The following is a 23494-nucleotide window of genomic DNA, read 5'->3' on the forward strand; positions in this document are numbered from 1 at the left end:
TTCTGAACAGAGCGCTCTCCTCGGCATACGGGGTCCCCTCGACTCCGGCGCGGCGCGCCTCCGCTCGGGATGACATCGCCCCGACGCCCATGCCCAAAGACTCCCTCCACGGCACCCTCGACGCACTCGTCCTCAAAACGCTGACGTTCGGCCCACGCCACGGCTACGCCATCGTCTCCTGGATCCGCGAACAAACCCGCGACGCGCTCCAGGTCGAGGAAGGCTCGCTCTATCCCGCGCTCTATCGCATGGAGCGCGACGGCTGGATCGAAGCCGACTGGGGAACCTCCGAGCTCGGACGCCGGGCAAAGTTCTACAACATCACCGACAAGGGCCGCCGGCAGCTTCGCGCCGAGACGAAGGAGTTCGCCGCATTCGTCGAAGCCATCGCGCCGCTGCTGCTGCCGACATGACGCGCCGTCCGTTCTGGCGCGCATCGATCGAGGACGAAGTGGAGAGCGAGCTCGCCTTCCACCTCGAGATGACCACGCGAGCGCTCGTGGAGCATGGAATGTCCGAACAGAATGCTCGCGCCGAAGCCGCGCGCCGCTTCGGCAACGCCGCCGCGGTCGACGCCGAATGCCGCCGCTATGCGCAGGAGCGCGACCGCAATCAACGAAAGGCCGAATATCGGCATGAGCTGACGCAGGACGTCGCGTTCGCGCTGCGGCAGCTCGTCAAGGCCCCCGCGTTTGCCGCCATCGCTGTCCTCACGCTCGCGCTTGGCATCGGCGCCACGGCCGCGGTGTTCAGCGTCTTGAACGCCGTCGTGCTCCGTCCGCTGCCGTTCGATCACGCCGACCGCGTCGTGGTCGTCTACGCGAGCACCGACGGCGATACGCACTCGCCCTCGGTGCCCGATTTTTTCGCGATGCGTAACGTGCACGAATTCGAGCACGTTGCCGCCGGAATTCTCGAGGTCGGGATCGCGATGAAAACCGGCGACGCGCCGGAGATGATCCAGGGTGGCCGCGTCGCGCACGACTATTTCGCCGTGTACGGTGTGCAGCCGCAAATCGGCCGCGCGTTCACCGCGCACGACGACGAGCTGGGCGCTCCGAATGTGGCCGTCATCAGCCATCGCCTGTGGATGTCGCACTTCAATGGCGAACGGTCGCTCGTCGGCCGCACGGTATCGCTCGACGGGCGGCAGTCGACCATCATCGGTGTCATGCCGTCCTCGTTCGACTTCACCAACGGCTCCGAAGACATCTGGGTGCCGCTCGCGTTCACGCCCGAGCAGAGGGTGCAGTACAACGAGCACTATCTGCCGATCGTCGCGCGGCTTCGCGCGGGTGTCACGCTCGAGCGGGCAATGGCTTCCGCGACCGCCGCGGAGCGCACCATGGCCGAGCGAATTCCGGAACGCACCCGGCCCGTAAATCAGTATGCGATCCAGATGCATCGCTACGTCGACGACCTCGTCGGCGACTACCGTGATCTGCTCATGATCCTCCTGGGCGCCGTGAGCTTCGTGCTGCTCATCGCGTGCACGAACGTCGCCAACCTCCTGCTCGCGCGCGGATCGACACGCGCGAAGGAGCTGGCGATTCGCGCCGCACTCGGCGCCGGTCGCGGCCGGCTCGTGCGGCAACTGCTCACGGAAAGCCTGGTGCTCGCCGTCACGGGATCGGTGCTCGGACTCGCGATCGCATTCGCGCTCGTCAAGCTCGTCGTCACCGTGGCGCCGAGCGATGTTCCGCGAATCGAGCAGGCAGGCATCGATTGGCGCGTGTTCGGCTTCACGCTGGGCGTCGGTGTGGTGAGCGCGATCGTCTTCGGGCTGCTGCCCGCGTTTCGCTCGGCCGGTCCGCAGTTGCAGGGCGCGTTGCGTGAAGGTGGACGGAGCAGTCGCGGCGGACGCGATCGTCTGCGCGCCGTGCTCGTGACGGCCGAGGTCGCGCTCGCGATCACGCTGCTCGTTGGATCGGGCCTCCTGCTTCGCAGCGCCTGGCTCATCGAGCATGTCGATCCGGGCTTCGATCCACGCGGCGTGCTGACCGCGCGACTGATGCTTCCTGAATCGCGCTACCCCGACGGGCCGTCGATCGTGCGGCTGTTCGAGAGCGTGCGCGACGAAGCAGCGCACATTTCCGGCGTGCGTTCGTCGTCGCTGGTGCTGTTGCCTCCGCTTTCCGGTTCGGCGCTCAATTCTTCCATCGAAGCCGAAGGCGAGCGACAGGACAAGCCGCCGTCGGCGAACATGCGCCTGGCGAGCGACGGCTATCTCGCGACGATGGGCATTCCGCTGCTTGCCGGACGCGACATCGCGAAGACCGATCGCGCGAGCTCGCCGCCGGTGATGGTGATCAACCAGGCGATGGCCAGGAAGTTGTGGCCCGCCCTCGATCCGCGCGAGACCATCGGCAAGCGGGTCGATGCGTTGTCGCAGAGCCGAGCAGCGCCGCATTACATGACGGTGATCGGCATCGCCGGCGATCTGCACGATGCGGGGCTCGACAAGCCGGTGCGGCCCGAATTTTACTCGCCGGTCGAGCAGACGCCGGAGTATCTGTGGCCGCTGCTTCAGCGTTCGCTCATCGTCGTGCTGAAGACCAGGAATCGCGATGCCGATCCGCGGACGCTCGTGCGTCCGCTTCGCGAGGTGATCGCGCACATCGATCCGTCGCTGCCGATCGCCGACGCGAGGAGCATGGAGAGTTATCGAAGGGAATCGCTCGCCACCGCGCGCATGAATACCATTTTGCTATCGACGCTCGGCGGCATCGCGCTGGTTCTCGCGATGGTGGGCATCTACGGCGTGGTCTCCTACTTCGTCAGCCAGCGCACGCACGAGATTGGTGTGCGCATGGCGTTGGGCGCGACGCCCGGGCGCGTGTGGCAATTCGTGATTCGTCGCGGGTTGGCGCCGATCGTGAGTGGTCTCGTGATCGGCTTTGGGCTCTCGCTGCTCGCGACGTCGGTGCTGCGGCAACAGCTCTATCACGTCACGACGCATGACCCCGTGACGCTCGGTGGCGTCGGTGCGACGCTGCTCGCGGTCGCGTTGCTGGCGATGTATCTGCCTGCACGGCGGGCAATGCGCGTGGCGCCGATCGTGGCGTTGAATGACAGCTAAGTGTCATCCCGAGCGCTCGCTACGCTCGCTCGCCTGGGATGACAAAGGGTGAAGCGCTTCGCGCCTCCGCTCGGGATGACCCGGGCGGGCCATTCCGGCTCCGTCTCGCGGGTGATACTCTATCCGCGTCATGACCGCCACTGTACTCCCGGCCGCCGACCCTGCTTCCGAGCCAACGGAGCGATGCGTCACCTGCGGCGCCGCGCTCTGCACGCCTTTCTGCCCCGAATGCGGCGAAAAGCGCGCCGCCGACCGCTCGTACTCGATATTCCACTTCACGAAAGAGAACGTCATCGACGCCATCGGAAGCCTCGATGGGCGGACGTTTCGCACGCTCAAGCTGTTGTTGCTGCGCCCCGGCGAGCTGACCGCGCAGTTCATGCGCGGCGCGCGGCTGCCATATCTGTCGCCGTTGCAACTGTTCCTGGCGCTCAACCTGCTCTTTTTCGTCTGGTCGTCTGCCGAACGTTTTTCGATTCTCGATACGCCGCTGTCGGTGCACACGACGAGCATGCCGTGGTCGCAGTCCGCGCGCGCGATGGCGCACGACCGCATGGTCGCGACCAAACGCGACTCGGTCGCCTTCCAGGCGGCGTACGACGCCACGAGTCACGAACAGGCCAAATCGCTCGTGATCCTGATGGTGCCGTTCTTCGCGATCTGCGTCGCCGTCATGGCAGCGGGGCGCCGCCAATCGCTCGTCAAGGACATCGTGTTCTCGATGCACTTCTATTCGTTCGTGTTCATCGCGATTCCCGTCACGCTCGAGCTCATCATCCGCACCAACCGGTGGATTCTGCGACCGCTCGGGCATCCGATGAGCAACGACGCAGGCATCCAGCTGTGGACAGAGCTGCTTGCCATCATTCTCGCGATGTATCTGGCCCGCGCGCTCCTGCGAGCGTACGATATGAGCAAGCTGAGGACGGTGCTTTCCGGGATTGCCGGCGCATTCGTCATCACCTTCGTGTTCTATCTCTACCGTTACGTACTCCTGATCGTCGGGATGCACTCTGTTTGATCCGAGACCCCACTTGATGCATTTGATGCGCACTTCACTCCGCGCGCTCGCCGCGCTTCTCGTTCCCTGCGCGATCTTCGCGCAACGAGGCAATACACCCTTACCCCGCGCACCGATACCCGATCCGTTCCGTTTCCAGATGATGGGACCCGCGGAGGGTGGACGCATCGCGTCGATATCGGGCGTGCCGGGCGATGCGCGCGTCTGGTACCTGGGCGCCGCGTCGGGCGGCGTGTGGAAGTCGACCGATAGCGGCGCCACGTTCCGCCCGGTGTTCGACAGCATGCCGGTGCAGGCGATCGGCGCGTTGGCGGTCGCACCGTCGAAGCCGTCGATCGTGTGGGCCGGCACCGGTGAAGGGTGGGCGATTCGCGACGCCGATCTGTTCGGCGACGGCATCTACAAGTCGACGGATTCGGGCGCGACGTGGACGCACATGGGCCTCGATCAGACGGGGCGCATCGGGCGCATCATCGTGCATCCGACGAATCCCAACGTTGTCTATGTGTGTGCATTGGGCCGAGCGACGGGCGAGCAGGAAGAGCGCGGCGTGTACAAGACGACGGACGGTGGCAAGAACTGGAAGCGCGTGTTGTACGTCGGCGGCAATTATGGATGCTCGGGGCTCTCGCTCGACGTGAAGAACCCGAATGTGCTCTTCGCGGGCATGTGGCACGTCGTGATGCACACGTGGGCGATGTTCAGCGGCACGGAGGAGCCGAAGGATGGCGTGTACGTGTCGCGCGACGCCGGCGAAACCTGGAAGCAGGTGATCGATCCGGGGCTGCCGCATCCGCCGATCGGCAAGATCGACGTGGCGATCGCGCCGTCGAGCTCGAAGCGGGTGTACGCGCTGATTCAAACCGCCGATCAGGGTTCAGTATGGCGCTCGGACGACGGCGGTGTGAAGTGGAAGGTCGTCAACCATCAGAGAGCTCTCATAGGCCGAGCGGGGTATTACATCCATCTGGCTGTGATGCCGGCGAATCCGGACGAGATTCTGCTCGCGAACAGCAGCTTCTTCCAGTCGAAGGACGGCGGCAAATCGTTCGTCGAAGTGCCGTGGGGCGGCGACAATCACGACATCTGGATCGACCCGAAGAACGGCAATCATTTCGGGTTGACGAACGATCTCGGCGCGCGGCTCACGAACGATCATGGGAAGGGTTTTCTGTCGGTGGCACTGCCGATCGCGCAGATGTATCACGTCGCGGTCGACAATCAGGTGCCGTACTGGGTGTATGGCAATCGGCAGGATAACGGGACGATGCGCGGTCCGAGCACCGCACCGGAAGGCGCGCAGGCGACGCGCGGCATCGCGGCGGAATTTGCGCGAGGTGGGCGTGGCGGTGGCCGTGGTCGGGGCAATGCGGATTCGACGGCGGCGCGCGGGCGTGGGACTCCTCCGTCGGGACGGGGATCCCTCGCTACGCTCGGGATGACAAGCTCCCGCGCGCCCTCTCCCCAGTCATCCCGAGCGAGCGGAGCGAGTCGAGGGACCCCCGTCCCGGCGGACGACACCACCGGCGGAGGTCGAGGCGGCGGCGGGGGCGGCGGCTTCGGCGGCTCCTCGACCTGGGACCACGGCCTCGGCGGATGTGAATCCGGATTCACATTACCGGACCCCACCGATCCCAACATCGTCTGGGCATCGTGTTACGGAAACGAAGTGACGCGCTACGATCATCGCACGAAGCGCGCGCGCTCGGTGAGCCCGTGGATTCACACGCTCGATTCGCCGCCCGACAAGCTCAAGTATCGCTGCCACTGGACGCCGCCGCTGGCGATCGATCCGTTCGATCACAATACGGTCTACTACGGCTGTCAGGTGGTATTCAAGACCTCTAATGGCGGCCAGAGCTGGAGCGAGATCAGCCCCGACCTCTCGACGCGCGATCCCAAGTACATCGTGTCGTCGGGCGGCATCGTCGAAGACAACCTTGGCCAGTTCTACGGCGAGGTCGTGTTCGCGATCGCGCCGTCGGAGATCGAGCGCGGGTTGATCTGGGCCGGCACGAACGACGGGAAGCTGTGGTACACGACCACCGGCGGCGGCTCGAACAACTCGTGGACCGACGTCACGCCCGGTCTCACCGCCGCGGGCATGCCCGCGTGGGGCACCGTGCGCAAGATCGAGCCGTCGCACTTCGACTCGGCCACCGCCTACGTCGCCGTCGATTTCCACATGATGGATAACCGCAAGCCGTACATCTTCAAGACGACGGACTTCGGCAAGACGTGGAAGAACATCACGGGCGATCTGCCGGCGACGAGCCCGCTCGATTACGTGATGGCCGTGACGGAGAATCCGAATCGCAAGGGCATGTTGTTCGCCGGCACCGGGCACGCGTTCTATTACTCACTGGACGACGGCGCGCATTGGACGCAGTTCAACGAGGGCTTGCCGCACACCGCGGTGTCGTGGATCGTGGTGCCGAAGCGGTGGCACGACGTCGTCGTGTCGACGTACGGGCGCGGCATCTACATTCTGCGCGACATCGCGCCGCTCGAGACGAAGCAGCCCGTCGAAGTCACGGCGAACGCGGCGCGTCTCTATCCGCCGCACCCGGGGTATCGCCAGGCGCGCAGCGGACACGCGGACATCACGTTCCGTCTCGACACGGTGTCGGCGCGTCCGGCGCGCCTCGAGATTCTCGACTCGGCGAACAAGGTCGTCCGCACCATGCAGGTGCCGACGCGGGTGGGCTACAATCGCGCGGTGTGGGATCTGCGCTACGATCCGCCGCGCGTCGTCGCGATGCGCACGCCGGCGCCGGACAATCCGTTCATCTTCGACGAACCGCGATTCAAGAATCGTCAAACGCGGCCGGTCACGCACTGGGGCATTCAGGGCGCGCAGACGTCCGGTCCGCTCGCGCTGCCCGGCATGTACACGGTGCGGCTGAGCGTCAACGGCATCACGACGACGAGTCCGCTCGAGATCATCAAGGATCCGCAGATCACCACGACCGAGGCCGATCTCGTGGCGTCCGCGCGCGCGGGCATCCGCGTCCGCGACGACATGAACTCCGCGGTCGACATGATCAACCGCCTCGAGGTGATGCGAAAGCAGATCGCCGATCAGGAGAAGGCGAACGCGAGCAAGGCCGACGTCACGGGCGCGCTGGCGTCGCTCGAGAAGAAGATGATGGACGTCGAGCTCATGCTGCTCACGAAATCCGACATGGAGAGCGACGACAAGTATTATGTCGAGCCGTTCAGTCCCTACATGGCGCTGATCTGGTTGAACGGCACGATCAGCACCGGCGCCGGCGACGTGGCGGGCGGCGCCGACTACGCGCCGACCGACGCGTCCATCGCCTGGCTTGGCGACATCGAGAAGCAGCTCGCAACGGCGAAGACGGCGTATCGCTCGCTCGTCGACGGCGATCTCGCGGCGTTCAACAAGCAGATGGAAGGAAAGCTGCCGGCGATCACGGAGACGGTGCGGCCGATCGTGCCGTGAGGTCCGACGTGCAGTGCGGACACCGCGTGGCGGCCTTCGCCACCGACAACGTGCAGTAGGGACAGGGCCGAGCGTTGTCGGTGGCCGGCGCGGGCTTGTTGTACATGCGGTTCACGGCGCGCAATATGAGAAATATCACGATCGCGATGATCAGAAACGCGATCAGGTTGTTGATGAACACGCCGTAGTTGAGCGTGACCGCGCCGTTCGCCTTCGCTTCGGCGACCGTGGCGTACGGCGGCGGTGCCTTCGTGCCCGGCCGCAAGAGCACGAATCGGTTCGCGAAGTCGACTTTGCCTGTGATCAGACTGATCGGCGGCATGATGACGTCGTCGACGGCCGACTTGACGATCGCGCCGAACGCGCCGCCGATGACCACGGCAATCGCGAGATCGACGACGTTGCCGCGCATGATGAACGCCTTGAAATCCTTCCACATTGGCGAAGCCTCGAAGGAATTAGAAAACGCAAACAGATGGTGGTCGCTGCCGTCGTTTGTCGCCCATCGCCCATTACCCATCGCAATCTGGCGGTCGGTTCCGCGCCGCTTCATCTTATCGCATTCTCGAGGGCGATGCCGCCAGAGCGGGATTTGGTGCCGCGGTCACTAGCCACCGGTCGCTTGTGAAGCCACATCTCGATCGTCCCGATACGCCGAAGTACAACGCATCGACCGCCGCCGTACTCCCGGCGCACCGTGCGCCGCTGCTCTATCGCGTGACGGACGCGGCGCGCCGCTGGTTCGACGTGGCCTCACAGCGCACGAGCCCGGCGTTCGTCGTCATCGTCGCGGCCGCGATCGCCGTGGGCACCGCGTTGTTGACGAACGCGATGATCACGTCAGGATGCCTCAACTTGCCCGTACCGCTGATGCGGCTCGAGGTGTCGTTCTCCGCGTCGCGATTCGCCGCCCTGCTCGGCGCCGAAGGCGCGTGCCGCAACGGAGTGATCTCGAGCATCCTGCCCGACGGCTTGTTCTCCGTCGGCTATGCGCTCGCGCTCAGCACGACCTATTTGTGGGCCGAACGCTGGCGGCGTTACGAAGCCGGCGACGACTGGCGGCCGGTCCATGCACAGACTGATAAGCACCGCCGCCGGCTGTTCATCGTGCTGCCGCTCGTCGCGGCGGCGATCGATCTCACGATCGAGAACGTGCCGCTCTGGTTGGCCGGTCGTTCAATTGGCTTTTCTCCAGCGGGCGCGACGAGCTCCATTCCGACCGGTGTGGGCGCCGCGGTCGTCATCGGCTCGATCGGCGCCTCGCTCAAGTGGCTGCTCGTACTCGGCTCCATCTGGTCGATCGCCGCTGAATTGTTGTCGGGGCCAAGAGGAATCGTGCTGCGTCGCCTGCGATTCAGCGTGCTCGCCGTCGCGCTGGGCGCCTTGCCGCTGTTGCTCGTGGGCCAGGGTCAGGACATTCTGCAGCGCGTCTCCGAGGGCGACCATCGCGTGATCCACACGCTCGAGTCCGTGCTGGCCATCGCGTTCGCGTCGACGATGGTGTGGTATTGCGGACGGCGACTGATGCAGCTCGGCCTCGACGCCAAGTCGGAACAAGCATCGACGTGGTATCCGTTCTTCGCCACGCATCTCCCGCGCGTGCTCGGCGTCGCGATGTTCGCGCTCTGCGGCGCGGCGTTCGCGAACGCCGGTCTCGCGCTCACGGCTTTCGCGCTGTCCGCCGTGGGCGGCCTGCTCGGCGTCACGCTGCTCGAGCGGTTCGCGCCGAGCGTGTTGATGCTGCCGCGGTTCGCACTGCCCGCGGCGACGGACGACCCCGACATGAACGCCTCGCTCGACTACGCGGCGCGACGGCTCGGCAGCGCGATCATCGCGTGCGCGCTCGGCCTCGTTGTGTTGTTGCCGCCGAGTGGCGCGTGGGACGACACGGCGCGCGGGTTGTACCTGCTTCGTATTGCCGCGTGGTTGTGTCTCGTCTCGACGTGGTTCTTCTATCTCTTCGTCTACTATCGCCGCGAGGTGCGAGTCGCCGCCGGCAGGCCGCATCATTTCGAGGCGTTCGACGTCGACGATGACGTACTCCTCCGAGCGCGCCTGAGACGACAGCTGGCGATCGCGACCGTGATCACCACCACGCTGCTGCTGCTCTTCGCGTACGTGCCCGTTCCCGTCGGCCGCGCGATTGGCCCGGTGTGGATTCTGTCGCTCGTCGTGGCGAACGCGGTCTTCTTCGGCAGCGTCGCCGTGTGGGCGAACGCGCGCTTCCGCGTTCCGATCGTGCGGCTCGCGATTGCCGCGGCGTTCCTGTTCAGCATGTGGAACGACAACCATCGCGTTCGCACGATGGCCGATGAGAGTTCTGTAAAGGCCGTCGAGCCGCCGCGCGTCACGGCCGCGGCGCAGCTCGATCAGTGGGTTGCGGCGCGCGGAGCGGCAAACAGCAAGCCGATCGTGCCGATGATTCTGGTCGCCGCCTCGGGCGGCGGCTTGCGCGCCGCGTACTGGACGGCGCTCAGCCTTGCCGCGGCCGAGGATCGTGATTCGTCGTTCGTGCCGCATTTGTTCGCCATCTCGAGCGTCTCGGGCGGCAGTTTGGGCGGCGCGATGTTTACGGCCGTCGCGCGAGACGCGGGCCGGTCGCGCACGAAGCTGCCGTGTGCCGACACGGCGCAAGCGCACTCGTACACGACGTGCGTCAAGGATTTCATGGGCGATGATTTCCTGTCGCCGCTCCTGGCCAAGATGGTCGCGCCCGACATGCTCCAGCGTTTCCTCCCCTGGCCGATCATGGCGTTCGATCGCTCGCGCGGACTCGAGGACTCGTGGGACGATTCCTACGAGCACACCGTCGCGCGTCCGACGATGCACGAAGGCCTGCTGTCGCTGAGCGGCGATTCGGCGAGCCGCGTATCCATGCCGACGCTGTTTCTCAACTCGACGCATGTCGAGACCGGAAGACGGTACGTCGCATCGCCGGTGATCGTCACCAACGTACTCCAGGATTCACCCGACGTGTTGCAGTTGCTGCACGCCGATCTCCCGTTGTTCGCGGCCGTCCACAACAGCGCGCGATTCACCATCGTCAGTCCCGCCGGTCATCTCGTGAGTCCAACCTCGGAAGGCGTGGAGCTCGGCCACGTCGTGGACGGCGGCTACTTCGAGAATTCGGGACTCGTCACGCTCCAGGAAGTCCTTGGGCTCATCGAGTCGAGCCCGCAGCGCGCCAACGTTCGGCCCATCGTGCTGTATCTCTGCAACGACCCGGTGAGCTGCGACGGCGAGGCGCACACCGCCGTACCCGATTCCGTCACGCGGACGCACGGCACATGGGCGAATGAAGTGATGGCGCCGATTCGTGCGCTCCTCAACACGCGCGATGCGCGCGGCGAGCTCGCGGTGGCGCAGATGCGGTACAAGATGGGATTCGATTTCCTGGAGCTCGACGTGTGCGGCACGCTCGACGTCGAGGCGACGGGTGGCGCGAAGACCTCGGCGGATTCCGCGCGCCTCGAGGAAGGCCGCGCGCGCGTCGTGTCGCCGCCGCTCGGCTGGCTGCTCTCGAAGCTCGCGCGCGACTGGATGGATTCGTCGCTCGCGATGGACTCGACGCGCGCGGCGAGCCCCGATGTCGCGCCGGGGAGTTGTCGGGTGAGGAATACCAGGCAACTGCAGCGGTTGAGCAAGCTGCTGCGGAAACAGTAGCCGTCATCCTTTCGCGCTTCGCGCTCAGGATGACAACAGGCAACGGAATTTGCGTTCGCGGCGTCTCACCGAGCGAGACCATCCAGGGGAATGATGCGCGATCTCGCCGCTGACATTCGCTACGCCGTCCGTTCGCTGCGCAACAACGCCGGCTTCACGCTGACCGCGCTCGTCACGCTGGCACTCGGGGTCGGCGCCAACGCCGCGATGTTCAGCTTCCTCGACGCCGTCTTTCTTCGTCCTCCGGCGGGCGTCGTTGCGCCGGCCGGCGTGCATCGCGTCTGGTTCCGGCAGAACTATTCCGACGGCCCGCGTTTCACGACGATCATGGCGTACCAGCAGTTCGAGGCCATCCGCGACGCCGTCGGCGATCGGGCGCGCGCGACGGTCTATCGCCAGCCGACCAAGTCACGTCTCGCCGACGGCCAGTCGGTCGGCGAGATTCGCCCGAGCCTCGTCACGAGCGACTACTTCGCCATGCTTGGCGTACACGCATCGCTCGGCCGGCTGTTCTCGCGCGACGAGGACGATCTTAGCAATCGCTCGCTGGTGGTCGTCGTCAGCGAACCTTATTGGCGGCGCTCGCTCGGCGGTGACGCGCATGTGTTGGGCCGCCACCTGCGCATCAACGGCAGCGTCTACACGGTAATCGGCGTCGCGGCCAACGGCTTCACAGGCGTCGACCTCGACGCGGCGGACGTCTGGCTTCCGCTGTCGTCGTACGGGAGTCCCTCGGCGAAGACACCGTGGTGGAGAGACTGGCATGTCAACGGGCTCACGATGCTCGTACGCCCGCAGGGCAACGCGAGTGAATCCGAATTGGAGCAGCGCACCGCACTCGCGCTGCGGCAACTCGACTTCGGCGGTCGACGCGATACGGCGGCGGTCGTGCAACTGGGTAGTATCGTCGCGGCGAATGGGCCGGGACAGAAGTCGCAGGAGCAGCAGATCGCCATTCGGCTGGCCGGCGTCTCGTTCGTCGTGCTGTTGATCGCGTGCGGCAACCTCGTGAACCTGCTGCTCGCGCGTGCGCTCCGTCGGCGGCGCGAAGTCGCCGTTCGTCTCGCGCTCGGCATTTCACGCGTGCGGCTCGTGCGACTGTTGCTCGTAGAAACGCTCATCCTCTCGCTCGGCGCCGCATTCCTCGCGATCGCGGTTGCATTCGTTGGCGGGCGAGTATTGCGCACGCTGCTCATGCCCGATGTCCATTGGAGCACGCCGGCGGTTGACGGCAGCGTGCTCGTCGTCGCGCTCGCGCTGGCGATTGCCGGCGGGCTCGCGGCCGGGCTGATCCCCACGCTCCAGTCGGCGTCGACCCAATTGACCGACGCGCTCAAGATCGGCGGATCGGTGGGTCGTGTGCCGTATGCGCGACTGCGCTCGGTGCTCGTCGCGGCGCAGGCGGCGTTGTCCGTGGTGCTGCTGATCGGTGCCGCGCTGTTCGTGCGCAGTTTGTCCGCGGTGCGGAGTCTCGACATCGGCTTCGATCGCGATCGCATCCTGAGCGTTGGCGTGAGCTTCGACGCCGCCGAGCAGCGGAAGGATCCAACGATTCCCGCGCGCCTGGGCGAGTTGAGCAAACGTATCGCGAGCGTGCCGGGCGTCGAGCGTGTGGCACTCTCGAGCATGGAACCGATGGCCGGTTTCTCGTGGACCGCATTCTTTACCGAACGCGACTCCCTCGGGTCGCGGAAGAACTGGATGCCGACGCTCACCGCGGTGAGCCCTGAATTCTTCGCGACCACGGGATTGCGCATGGTTCGCGGCGCCGGATTCGAGGCGAATCCGCGCGGCGTCGTCGTGAACGAGGAGATGGCGCGCGGGCTCTGGCCGAACGAAGATCCGATCGGCAAGTGCATTCGCTTCGACTCGCGAGCGTCGGAGTGCTACACCGTCGTCGGTGTCGCGGAGAACTCTCGCATGGGTCGCGTGATCGAGGAGCCGAAGCCGATGTACTATCTGCCGCTCGGTCACCTGCCGAACCCGGCGGACTTCGCCGCGAATCTCGTCATCGTGCGCGTCACTCCCAGCGCGCTCGCGAGCGCGGAGACGGAAATTCGCGCGCAAGTGCTGAAGGAATTTCCCGGCGGATATCCGTTCCTCAAAACGATGGAGGAGCGGCTCGAGCCGGAGTATCGGCCGTGGCGCCTGGGTGCGTCGCTGTTCACGGCGTTCGGTGTGCTCGCGCTCATCGTGGCGATGGTGGGCATCTACAGCACGATCTCGTACGCGGTGAATCATCGCCTGCATGAATTCGGCATTCGTCTGGCGCTCGGCGCGACGCTGCGAAACGTCGTCGGATTGGTGATGCTGCAGGGCATGCGCGTGGTCGCGATTGGCATCGTGCTCGGTGTCATCGCATCGATCGCGGCGGGGCGGCTTGTCGCCAGTCTCCTCTATGGAGTGACGCCGAGTGATCCGTTCGTGCTCGGGTTTGTGGTGATTGCGTTGATGGGGGCGGCGGCGTTGGCGACGCTGGTGCCGGCGTGGCGCGCGGGGCGAGTGGATCCGGCGAGCTCGCTCAGAGCGGAATGACTCTTCTGTCATCCTGAGCGAGCGAAGCGAGTCGAAGGACCTCCATCCCGACGGAGGAGTTCTCCGTAGTGAAGGGGGTCCCTCGACTGCGGCGCTACGCGCCTCCGCTCGGGATGACAGAAGGAGAGAGCGCTACGCGCCGAGTTGCATTCACCCGCACCCGCCGAGCACTATATGGGTATGCCCGCGCAACGACACAAGCGGTGGCTTCAGCCGGATTTGCTGGTTGTGCCAAATGGCGAGTTACGCAAACCAAGCGACTACATCCGTCACCTGCGTCTCGCCGTCGAGGTGCTCTCGCCAAGCTCGGCGCGCTACGATCGCGTGAAAAAGCGTCCCGTCTATCAACGCAATCGCGTGGCCGATTACTGGATCGTCGACGGCTGGTCTCGCACGTTCGAGCTCTGGCATCCCGATGATGAGCGGCCGGAAGTAGTTTCGGAAACGCTCATGTGGCGTCCTGAGGGGCCGGTGAGCCGTTCACGTTGAACCTCGCCGAGTTTTTCGCGGAAGTTGTGCCCGAGGAGGGACCAGGGCAGTAACCTTCGCGCCGTAACCGCGCCCGCTCGCGCACCCGCCTCGGCCTCTTACCGCGCGTAGACTCGCTCGAGCCGACTGTCCGAGACGGCTCTCACCCACAGTGTATCTCCCCGCAGCACTCCAATGCTGCCCGCGGCGTGCGGGAGGACCTGCGGTGTGATCGTACTCATGAAGCCGAGCTGGTCGGCGGCACCGCCGGCGAGCGTTCCGCTGTCCGCGACGATCGCGACCGCGTCACGACCTCTCGTCAGGGGCAGGCCGTCTGCGGCGCATGCGGCGATTGTGTCCACGGCGATCCACCGCGGACCGGATATCGCGATCCACCCCGCGATGACGGCGTGACACGACAGCCGCGCTGGTGGTACGCGGTCGTGTCGGCCTCCGATGATGCCGAACGACGCAAGATGCAGCACCAACGCGTTCGTCGGCGGAGCAAGCGTGCTGGCGGGGGCGAGCATTGGCGATGCGGCGGCGACGCGTTTCGGCGACAAGGAGCAGGATGACAGCAACGCGCTCGCCGTCGCAGCCAGCGCGTATGCGAGCGTCTTCGCGTCGAGGATCGACCGGCGAGTGTGGCACCGCGGGCGGTAAGATGCCCGCGGTACCACTTCGTGAATCACACGTGCCATGGAATGCCCAACAATCCTCAGCGAGTCTGGTTGCCAGCTACCGGCGATACTTTCACCTGAATGGAATGGACGATGCCTACTCCGGGCAAGTTCGACGGAGGGGCTGACCCCGCTGCGGCGAGATACGTCGTGTAGCGCAGCCGCGTTGCGTCGCTGATACGGAGACCGGCCGCAATACCATTGACCGTCACGCGCTGCGCAGCCAGTGGTGCGTCGCCAAACTGGTTCCGCAGGCCCTGAAGATCTCCGATCGTGCTCGCAAGCGCCTCGGGCGTCGTGTTCGGTGGAATAACAATCGTCGCCTGCTTGTAGCTGTTGGCCGCTCGAATGATCGTTGCGATGCCATGCGCGAATTGCGGATCGGACGACACGGCGAGCGTGACGGTCGCGCCGGACCATCGCGCCGCACCCTTGAAGGCGTCGCGCCTCGAGACGAGCGCATCGAGGGCCCGAATATGGTAGATCGCGGAGATTTGTGCGGCCACCACCGAATCTGGATATGCGACGACTCGGGTGTGCGGGTCGAGTAACGTATGTTGCATTTCGGCGCGGTCCTGCGCCGTCGGCATGCGGCTGAGCACGATCGCCGTGGCCGCTGCCTCCTCGGCCCGGCGCGCGCCGACGGCGTGTGCGGCGAGCTCTTGATCCGAGATATGACCGGCGGAGATTCCGACCATCGAATGCGGACCAGTCAGCGAGCGCGCCGCGTTCGCCGGCGTGGTGCCGGCCGAGCGTGCGGGGGGCGCCGCAACATCTCTCGGTCCGCACGCGGTCAGCACGCCGGCACTCACTGCTCCGACTATGTAGTTGCGTATCGACATGACATCACCAGTTGAGGGCGTTCAGATAAGCGCGATTAACGTATTCGGATCGTCGGAGCAGATTCCTGTGTTGTCGATGCTGGTAACATCGCCCCACGGGTCGTAGCTCACTGAGAAGATGCAGTACGCGTCCCCACCGCCACCACCGCCGGTGCCGCCGCTGTTCGACGCAACTTCGTCGGCCTCGATTACCTGCGCCCATCCGGACGGTGTATTGTCATCAGTAATGCGGATGCCGCCGTTGCTGCCGTCCGCATTGGTGTGCTGCGTGCAGGTGAAGTGGTCCGCCGGCGACATCCACTGATAGGCCGTCTGACGGGCGGAGTTGTACGTCTTCACGTCCGGCGGATCGGGATCGTACCACGCGCCGGATCCAGATCCGGGCGCCGTGCCGGTGTCCTCGATGAGAAAATTTGATACGGCGAACGTCTCCATCGTCTGATCAGTCGCGGGCAGCGAGTACGAGCCGATACCGGTGGCATTCACGGTACAGAAATACCAGGCGGACGTATCCGCCTGTGCGTGCAACGCCCAAGGGGCCATCACGATCAGAAGAGTCACAGCAGCAGCAAACACGTTCCGTCGATCTGTCATTCGGCATCTCTCCGCTGTCAGCAGCGAAACACAGTTTACGAAAGCGCGTCGTCGCGGAGCCCAGGCTATGCGGTGGACCGGCGTCGGTCAAGAATCAGAGTCAGTGTTTCGAGATCTTTGTGCATTTAGAACATTGAATACGAGTTAATCGTACGTCGCCCGAGATTAGAGCGCTCTAATGGGCGCAACTTCGATCAGAGTCCGATACTTGCGTGTGTCCGGGAAGTCACGAATCTTCAACGGTTCGCCTCGATCACGGTGGAGGCGAGCGGCGGCGCAGAAAATGAACGTTGTCGAGTTGAACCGTCCATCATCTCGCTCGTCGAATCCGCTGCTCGCGAAATAACCTGGGCTGGACAGATGCACGTTCTCTCGGGTTCGCGGATTTTGCGGATAGCAGCGAATCGGTCGCGGAATCTGTCTCTTGATTGTGTCCGCGAACATTTCGTCCGATTCCGTCAATTCCGCGACCCATGATTGATCCAGCCGTAGCGCCCCCGAGACCTCCCAATCACGCGGACACCACCATATAACGGAACCAACCGTCTTCTCGCGCATACTATCCCGACTCCAACCGCACGAGCCGCGAAATGACCACCTTTCGTTTCGCCATTCGATCCCTCCGCCACGCCCGCGCGTTCACCGCCGCGAGCATCGCGACGATCGCACTGTGTATTGCCGCCGCGTGCACGGTGTTCGCGCTGGTCAACGCCGTGCTGCTCCGCCCACTGCCATACGCGCACGCCGATCGCCTCGTCGGGATATGGCATACACTCCCCGGCGTCGACGTGCCCGTCGCCAAGCAGTCGATCGGCACGTACACGCTCTACGGCGAGAGCGCGCGCAGCTTCGAGTCGATGGGCTTGTACGTCTCGCTCGCCGCGACGGTCGAATTTCCGAATGCACGAGACGTCGCGCCCGAGCGCGTCCGTGTCGGATACATGACGCCGTCGATCTTCGGCGCACTGGGTACTCGCACCCTGATCGGCCGCACGTTCGATCAATCCGACGCGACGAACAGGGCGCAGCCCGTCGCAATGATAGGCGAGCACCTATGGACCACGCGCTTCGGCGCCGATCGGGCGGTACTCGGCCGCTCGATCTCGATCGACGGCGTCGCCCACACGATCGTTGGCGTGATGCCCGAATCGTTCGCGTTTCCCGAGGCACAGACGCCCGTCTGGGTTCCGCTCGATACGTCGAACCCGAAATACCTGGGCAGCTTCGGCTACAACGGCATCGGGCTGCTGCGTCCCGGCGTGACGCCCGACGCGGCGCAACGCGAGCTCGCGCAGATTCTGCCGCGCGCCGTCGAGCGCTTCCCCGAACAGCGGCCCGGCGTTTCGACGGCGCTCGTGCTTCAGAAAGCTCGCATGGCGCCGGTCATTCACTTGCTGCGCGACGACGTCATCGGCGGATTCGATCAGGTGCTGTGGCTCGTCGCCGGCGCGGTCGTGCTGCTCATCGTCGTCGCGTTCAGCAACGTCTCGTCGCTGAGACTCGTGCGAAGCGAGGCGCGGCAGCGCGAGATCGCGGTGCGCCGTGCGCTGGGTGCATCGACCGGTTCGATCTGGCGGGACCTGATGCTGGAGAGCACGCTCGTCTCGGGCGTCGGTGCGAGCATCGGGTTGATCGTCGCCGTCTTCGCGGTGCAACTTCTCGTTGACGCCGCTCCCGCGAACGTGCCGCGATTGAACGAGGTGCGCGTGGATGGCGCGGTCGTTGGCATCGCCCTTTCGCTCATGCTGCTTTTTGCCACGGCGAGCGCATTGATCGGCGCACTGCGCGTTCGCGATCCGAACATGGTCGCCACGCTGCGCGACAGCGGCCGCACTGTCGCCGGCGGACGCTCATCGCGACGGCTGCGCGCGATCTTCGTCGGCGCCGAAGTCGCGATGTCACTCGCCCTCGTTGCTGCGTCCGGCGTACTGGGCCGCAGCCTCGTGCGTCTTCGCGCCGTGCAGCCGGGGTTCGACGCGTCGAACGTGTTCACGTTCTGGACGTTTCTTCCGTCGACGTCGTATCACGGCGCCGAGAACGTCGCGCGCTTCTATCGCGACGCGCTCGAGCGCATCGGCAAGATGCCGGGCGTCGCTTCAGTTGCAGTGACCGCGAAGCTGCCGCTCGAGATCGAAGGCTATCCGTATCGCACGACGGTATGGGGCGACAACGGCGCGAACGTCGCGACGCAGCTGCCGCCCGTCGTGCAGGCCACGACGACGTCGAGCGGCTACTTCAATACGATGCGCATTCCGCTCGTCGCCGGCCAATCGTACGACGACGCGAACATTCGCCGCGGCGCGTACGAGGCCGTGGCGAGCCGCGCGTACGTCGAGCAAGTCTGGCACGATCCAACGGGCCGCTCGGGCGTCGGCAAACGACTCCGTCCAACCGCGAACGGTCCATGGTTCACGATCGTCGGCGTCGTCGGCGACGTGCGCGATTCGACGCTCACGCTGCCGCCCGTGTCCGAAGTGTATTTCGCCGAGGAACCGAATGGCGATACGACGGCCAACACGACCGCGCGCGACATGGCGTTCGTCGTTCGCACGCGCGGCGCGCAGCCGAACATCGCCGCCGCGTTGCGCAACGAGCTCCACGCGCTCGATCCGAATCTCCCATTCCATCGCCCGGCAACGCTCGATCAACTCGTCGCCGATTCGCGCGCCAGCATGACGTTCGCGCTCATCGTACTCGGCGCCGGCGCCGCGGCCGCATTGCTGCTCGGCATCGTCGGCTTGTATGGTGCGATCGCGTACGCCGTGCGCCTCCGCACGCGGGAGCTGAGCATTCGTATCGCGCTCGGTCTCGATCCCGCACATGCGCCTCGATTGATGCTGCGTGACGGCGCCGTCGTCGTGATCTGCGGCGCGGGCGTCGGACTGCTGGTGGTGCTCGGGTCGGCAAAGCTGCTCGCGAGTCTCACGTTCGGCGTGAGCCCGTACGATCCGTTGGTGCTGGCCGGTGCGCTCGGCGGCGTGATGCTGATTGCGGCCGCCGCGATCTGGGTGCCGGCGCGGCGCGTGGCGGGGATCAATCCGGCGGAGGCGTTGAGCGCGGACTAGGGGTACTGCAAGAACATAGTCCGTCAAGAGCTCAGCGCAGTCCCTCGAAGAGGTCCCCAACTCGACACGAGAATCCTGGCAGGATCGTTCCGCCGTCGAGCACATCATCGTGGTGTAACGTGCGAGGCGCACCGCGTAATGTGACGACGGTAACCGTGCGACTCGAACCATCGACAACCCAGGCTAGCGGAATTCCGGCCGCGCGGTAATCGGCGAGCTTTTCGTCGAGACGACTCGCCGGCTCGCTCGGCGAGAGAATCTCGATGGCCAGATCCGGACGGAAGCGGGCGATCCGTTCCGCCTCCATGTCAGGTGGCAGACGGCTCGCCGAGACGAACGCGATGTCCGGTCCGCGCACGGTCCGCGGTAGCGCGGCCAACACGTATCCCGATCCGACGGTGACCGTCCCAAGCCGGTTCGGTTCGACAAACGCGTCAAGGAGTCGAGCGACGCGCGTCGCGAGCGCGCCGTGGCGAAAACCCGGTAGCGGAATCAAACGTAGCTCACCGCGCACGAGCTCGGCCTGCATGTCGTCGGGCACGTCGTATTGCTCGAATTCTTCTACGGTCAGATAGACCCGAGCGGGTGCGGGCTGAGCCATCTCGTCTCCGTGTTCGCCCTGCATTAACCCTACGCTCGGCGGACGCCACTCGGCAACTCGGCATGTCTCACGATGTCCGCGCCACGGCTGGAGAGCCGCACCGGGCGATTGTCGATCGTACCGTTCGAGCGCATAGGCCCTTTCCGGCGTCAAAAAAACTGGCGGCAGCCCGTTCCTCCCCCCAACTTTCACGACTCTCGTTCCGCGGTCTCTCCTCCCCAGCTCGAGGCAGCATTCATGCGGCGTTCACTCGCCCTACTGGTACTCCTTGCCTTATCCGCCGTCCCGCTCCGCGCCCAGTTCACCGATCCCGCGTCGCAGCGTCCCGGCCGCAATCCGAATCAGCCGATCGACCAGGCGTACACCGACAAGATTCATCAGTACACGACCGAGAAATTTTTCCTCTCGCCGCTCGTGGACTACATGCCCGCCAAGGCCGGCGTTCCGACGCCGACCGCGGAGCTCGGCGACATTGCCGGCGCGCCGGGCAAGCTGCCGTACGCCGAAGAGGTGTACGCCTACATGCGGAAGCTCGAGAAGGCGCTGCCGGGCCGCGTGAAGGTCTACTCGATCGGCCACACCGAAGAGGGCAGAGAGCACATCGCCGTCGCGATCGCGAGCGACGAGCTGATGAAGAACTATGATGCGAATCGCGCGAAGCTGGCGAAACTCGCCGATCCGCGCACCATCAACATGGACGACAAGCAGGCGCAGGCGATCGTGACGACCACGGCGCCGGTTTATTACATAACTGGAACGATTCACTCGACGGAAGCCGGCGCGCCGACCGCGTTGATGGAGCTGGCGTATCGCCTGGCGGTCGATGAGTCGCCGTACGTGAAGCAAATTCGCGATCACGTCATCACGCTCATCACGCCGGTGGTGGAAGTGGACGGCCGCGATCGCGTCGTGGACGTGTACAACTGGCACAAGGCGCATCCGAACGAGGTGGCACCCGACGCCGTGTACTGGGGCCACTATGTGCGTCACGACAACAATCGCGACGCCATGGGCATGACGCTCAAGCTGAGCGAGAACATTCTCAACACGTACGTCGATCAGAAGGCGCAGGTGCTGCACGATCTGCACGAGTCGGTGGCGTACCTGTACGACAACACCGTGGGCGACGGCCCGTACAACTCGTGGCTCGATCCGATCGTGACGAACGAGTGGCAGTTGATCGGCTGGAACAACGTGCAGGAGATGACGCGGTATGGGATGCCCGGCGTGTTCGCGCACGGGACCTTCGATACGTGGTCGCCGGGTTATCTGATGTTCATTGCGGCGACGCACAACGGCATCTCGCGGTTGTACGAGACGTTCGGCAACGGCGGCAGTGCCGACACGCAGGAACGCACGCTTTCGGCGAACGAGACGAGCCGCACGTGGTATCGTCAGGATCCGCCGCTCCCTCGAGTCAACTGGTCGCTGCGCAACAACAACAATTACGAGCAGACGGGCTTGTTAGTATCGTTGAATTACATTGCTAGTAATCGCTATCAGATTCTCGAGAACTTCTACGAGAAGTCGAAGCGATCGATTCTCAAGGCGCATACGGAAGGACCGGCCGCGTATATCCTGACGGCTGATGAACGGCGTCCGGGCGCGCAGGCGCAGCTGCTCAGAATTCTCCAGAAGCAGCGCGTGGAGATCTCGAGAGCCACCGCGCCGTTCTCGATCGGCGTGCCGGTGAAGGTGGTGGCGCAGGGTGGCGGCGCGAATGGTGGTGGCCGCGGTGGACGTGGCGCGGGTCGTGGCGGCGCGCAGGGTGCGGGTGCGGCGGGCCCGGTGCAAGGTGATGCCGCGGTGCAGCAGGCGGGATCGAACGCGCGCATCGAGCAGAAGGAATTCCCGGCGGGCAGCTACATCATTCGGATGGATCAGCCCTACTCGCGCATCGCGGATGCGCTGCTCGACTATCAGTTCTGGTCGCCGAACGATCCGCAGAAGCAGCCGTACGACGACACCGGCTGGACGTTCCCCGAGGGCTTCGCGGTGAACGCCGTGCGCGTGACCGATCCCAAGGTGTTGAGCGTCGCGATGGAGCCGGTGAAGGGCGAGATCAAGGTGGTGAGCGCGGGCGTGAACGGCTCGGGCTCGACCTATTTAGTGAATGCTAATGGCGACAACGGGCTGATCACGCTGCGCTACAAGCTGCGCAACGCCGACATGCAGGCCGCGGAAGAGCCGTTCGACGCGAACCGCGTGCATTACAACCGCGGCTCGCTCGTGATCACGAATGTCTCACAGTCGGATCTCGACGCCGCCGCGAAGGCCGCGGACATCAAGGTGAACGCCGTGTCGAGTGGGCCGAGTGTGAAGATGCATCCCGTGCGTGCGGCGCGTGTGGCGGTGATGCACACGTGGCAGAATACACAGACGGAAGGCTGGTGGCGTTACGCGCTCGATCAGGCGGGCGTGCCGTACACGTACCTCAACACGCATGCGCTGTCGCAGATCCCGGATCTCAACGCTCGGTTCGACGTGATCATCTTTGGCCCGGGCGGCGGCTCGCCCAAGTCGGTGATGGACGGCATGCCGATGTGGCGCAATCCGATCCCGTGGAAGAAGACGGCGCTCACGCCGAACATCGGCGTGCTGGACTCGACCGATGACATGCGACCGGGCTTGGGCTACGAGGGTTTAGAGAAGTTGCAAAAGTTCGTGCAGAACGGCGGCGTGTTCATCGGCGCGGTGGCGTCGGCGCAGTTCGCGGTGGATGAGGGGCTGGCGAATGGTGTGTCGATGTCGACGGCGTCGCGTGGGACTGTCACGGGCACGTTCTTGAAGACGCGGATTGTGGATGATGCGTCGCCGATTGTGTATGGCGTGGCGGATGGGGTCGCGGCGTATACGAATGACGGGGAGTCGTTTGGGGTCTCGGCGACTGCCGGTGGGCGTGGAGGATTTGGTGGGCGGGGTGGGGCGGGTGGTGGCGCGCGAGAGACGGGGCGTGGGCAGGCGGATGATGTGGATGAAGTGCAGGGGCGGCCGGCGTTGGAAGATCGGTTCAAGGCGCCGCCTCGCGAGCGCGTGCAACCCTGGGAGTATGCGAAGCCGACGGATGACCAACTGCGCAACCCACTGAACATCATTCCGCCGGATCAGCGGCCGAGAGCAGTTCTGCGGTATGGGGCGCAGAATGAGCTGTTGGTGTCGGGACTGCTCAGTGGCGGTGGGGATATCGCGCAGCGGCCGGCGGTGGTGGACTCGCCGTTTGGGAAGGGGCACAGCGTGTTGTTCTCGATCAATCCTATTTATCGCGGGGAGACGATTGGGACGTATCCGCTCGTCTTTAATGCGATCATGAATTTTGATAATTTGGGGGCGGGGCGAATAGTTGATTCACGATAGCGTTGGGTGAAACTCTGTGGGATACGGCCGCCCTCTCCTGGGCGGCCGTTCTTATTTCGGGCCTACTTGAGATTCTACCTCATGGCAGCCGACTGTCGCGGCTTGGGACAACGTGAGCACACGGGA

Annotated in this window: 14 protein-coding genes; 9 read left to right on the forward strand and 5 right to left on the reverse strand. The window is 65.0% G+C overall.

From position 1 onward, the window contains the following. Nucleotides 1-89: 89 nt before the first annotated feature. The 4 genes from VN706_12490 (at nucleotide 90) to VN706_12505 (ending at nucleotide 7566) form a co-directional block, all read left to right on the forward strand. Nucleotides 90-413 carry a PadR family transcriptional regulator gene (locus VN706_12490; protein ID HXT16446.1) on the forward strand — a complete coding sequence of 108 codons (324 nt, stop codon included), beginning with the start codon at nucleotides 90-92 and terminating at the stop codon, nucleotides 411-413. Further along, nucleotides 410-3079: an ABC transporter permease gene (locus VN706_12495; protein HXT16447.1), complete on the forward strand. Its 2670-nt coding sequence runs from the start codon at nucleotides 410-412 to the stop codon at nucleotides 3077-3079. The genes VN706_12490 and VN706_12495 overlap by 4 nt, the downstream gene beginning before the upstream one ends. 130 nt (nucleotides 3080-3209) lie before the next feature. Further along, nucleotides 3210-4100 carry a DUF3667 domain-containing protein gene (locus tag VN706_12500; GenBank protein HXT16448.1) on the forward strand — a complete coding sequence of 297 codons (891 nt, stop codon included), beginning with the start codon at nucleotides 3210-3212 and terminating at the stop codon, nucleotides 4098-4100. Nucleotides 4101-4125: 25 nt separating this feature from the next. Next, nucleotides 4126-7566 (forward strand): hypothetical protein, encoded by a 3441-nt coding sequence (locus VN706_12505; protein ID HXT16449.1) that lies wholly within the window; start codon nucleotides 4126-4128, stop codon nucleotides 7564-7566. On the opposite strand, the gene mscL is transcribed toward VN706_12505, so the two are convergent. Next, entirely contained in the window at nucleotides 7535-8005 is a 471-nt protein-coding gene (gene mscL, locus VN706_12510; protein HXT16450.1) for a large conductance mechanosensitive channel protein MscL, read from the reverse strand. The two genes, VN706_12505 and mscL, sit on opposite strands and share 32 nt — an antisense overlap. Nucleotides 8006-8190: 185 nt before the next feature. Here mscL and VN706_12515 point away from each other — a divergent pair, with 185 nt between their 5' ends. From VN706_12515 to VN706_12525, 3 genes are all read left to right on the forward strand, one after another. Next, the gene (locus VN706_12515) at nucleotides 8191-11229 is read left to right on the forward strand and encodes a hypothetical protein (GenBank protein ID HXT16451.1); all 3039 of its coding nucleotides are present in this window, start codon (nucleotides 8191-8193) and stop codon (nucleotides 11227-11229) included. 90 nt (nucleotides 11230-11319) lie between these two features. Further along, nucleotides 11320-13764, forward strand: coding sequence for an ADOP family duplicated permease (locus VN706_12520; GenBank protein ID HXT16452.1), 2445 nt, complete (start codon nucleotides 11320-11322; stop codon nucleotides 13762-13764). A gap of 180 nt (nucleotides 13765-13944) precedes the next feature. After that, nucleotides 13945-14253: a Uma2 family endonuclease gene (locus tag VN706_12525; protein HXT16453.1), complete on the forward strand. Its 309-nt coding sequence runs from the start codon at nucleotides 13945-13947 to the stop codon at nucleotides 14251-14253. Between the two features lie 98 nt (nucleotides 14254-14351). Here VN706_12525 and VN706_12530 read toward each other — a convergent pair whose 3' ends face one another. From VN706_12530 to VN706_12540, 3 genes are all read right to left on the reverse strand, one after another. Further along, nucleotides 14352-14762: a hypothetical protein gene (locus tag VN706_12530; GenBank protein HXT16454.1), complete on the reverse strand. Its 411-nt coding sequence runs from the start codon at nucleotides 14760-14762 to the stop codon at nucleotides 14352-14354. A gap of 188 nt (nucleotides 14763-14950) precedes the next feature. Then, entirely contained in the window at nucleotides 14951-15754 is an 804-nt protein-coding gene (locus VN706_12535) for a hypothetical protein (protein ID HXT16455.1), read from the reverse strand. Between the two features lie 21 nt (nucleotides 15755-15775). Further along, complete coding sequence (locus tag VN706_12540; GenBank protein HXT16456.1) at nucleotides 15776-16348, reverse strand: hypothetical protein; 573 nt, start codon at nucleotides 16346-16348, stop codon at nucleotides 15776-15778. Nucleotides 16349-16938: 590 nt separating this feature from the next. On the opposite strand from VN706_12540, the gene VN706_12545 reads away from it, so the two are divergent. After that, the gene (locus tag VN706_12545) at nucleotides 16939-19413 is read left to right on the forward strand and encodes an ABC transporter permease (GenBank protein ID HXT16457.1); all 2475 of its coding nucleotides are present in this window, start codon (nucleotides 16939-16941) and stop codon (nucleotides 19411-19413) included. A gap of 31 nt (nucleotides 19414-19444) precedes the next feature. Here VN706_12545 and VN706_12550 read toward each other — a convergent pair whose 3' ends face one another. Then, the gene (locus tag VN706_12550) at nucleotides 19445-20014 is read right to left on the reverse strand and encodes a Uma2 family endonuclease (GenBank protein HXT16458.1); all 570 of its coding nucleotides are present in this window, start codon (nucleotides 20012-20014) and stop codon (nucleotides 19445-19447) included. 237 nt (nucleotides 20015-20251) lie between these two features. On the opposite strand from VN706_12550, the gene VN706_12555 reads away from it, so the two are divergent. Then, entirely contained in the window at nucleotides 20252-23368 is a 3117-nt protein-coding gene (locus VN706_12555) for a M14 family zinc carboxypeptidase (GenBank protein ID HXT16459.1), read from the forward strand. Nucleotides 23369-23494 lie beyond the last annotated feature (126 nt).

The organism is Gemmatimonadaceae bacterium, assembly GCA_035606695.1.
Classification (GTDB): domain Bacteria; phylum Gemmatimonadota; class Gemmatimonadetes; order Gemmatimonadales; family Gemmatimonadaceae; genus JAQBQB01.

Excerpts from the sequence above, each read along its gene's own strand:
- VN706_12505 (HXT16449.1), top strand. The coding sequence starts at position 4,126 with ATGCGCACTTCACTCCGCGCGCTCGCCGCGCTTCTCGTTCCCTGCGCG.
- VN706_12525 (HXT16453.1), top strand. The coding sequence starts at position 13,945 with ATGCCCGCGCAACGACACAAGCGGTGGCTTCAGCCGGATTTGCTGGTT.
- VN706_12530 (HXT16454.1), bottom strand. The coding sequence starts at position 14,762 with ATGCTCGCCCCCGCCAGCACGCTTGCTCCGCCGACGAACGCGTTGGTG.
- VN706_12545 (HXT16457.1), top strand. The coding sequence starts at position 16,939 with ATGACCACCTTTCGTTTCGCCATTCGATCCCTCCGCCACGCCCGCGCG.
- VN706_12500 (HXT16448.1), top strand. The coding sequence starts at position 3,210 with ATGACCGCCACTGTACTCCCGGCCGCCGACCCTGCTTCCGAGCCAACG.
- VN706_12520 (HXT16452.1), top strand. The coding sequence starts at position 11,320 with ATGATGCGCGATCTCGCCGCTGACATTCGCTACGCCGTCCGTTCGCTG.
- VN706_12495 (HXT16447.1), top strand. The coding sequence starts at position 410 with ATGACGCGCCGTCCGTTCTGGCGCGCATCGATCGAGGACGAAGTGGAG.
- VN706_12535 (HXT16455.1), bottom strand. The coding sequence starts at position 15,754 with ATGTCGATACGCAACTACATAGTCGGAGCAGTGAGTGCCGGCGTGCTG.
- VN706_12490 (HXT16446.1), top strand. The coding sequence starts at position 90 with ATGCCCAAAGACTCCCTCCACGGCACCCTCGACGCACTCGTCCTCAAA.
- VN706_12540 (HXT16456.1), bottom strand. The coding sequence starts at position 16,348 with ATGACAGATCGACGGAACGTGTTTGCTGCTGCTGTGACTCTTCTGATC.
- VN706_12555 (HXT16459.1), top strand. The coding sequence starts at position 20,252 with ATGCGGCGTTCACTCGCCCTACTGGTACTCCTTGCCTTATCCGCCGTC.
- mscL (HXT16450.1), bottom strand. The coding sequence starts at position 8,005 with ATGTGGAAGGATTTCAAGGCGTTCATCATGCGCGGCAACGTCGTCGAT.
- VN706_12550 (HXT16458.1), bottom strand. The coding sequence starts at position 20,014 with ATGGCTCAGCCCGCACCCGCTCGGGTCTATCTGACCGTAGAAGAATTC.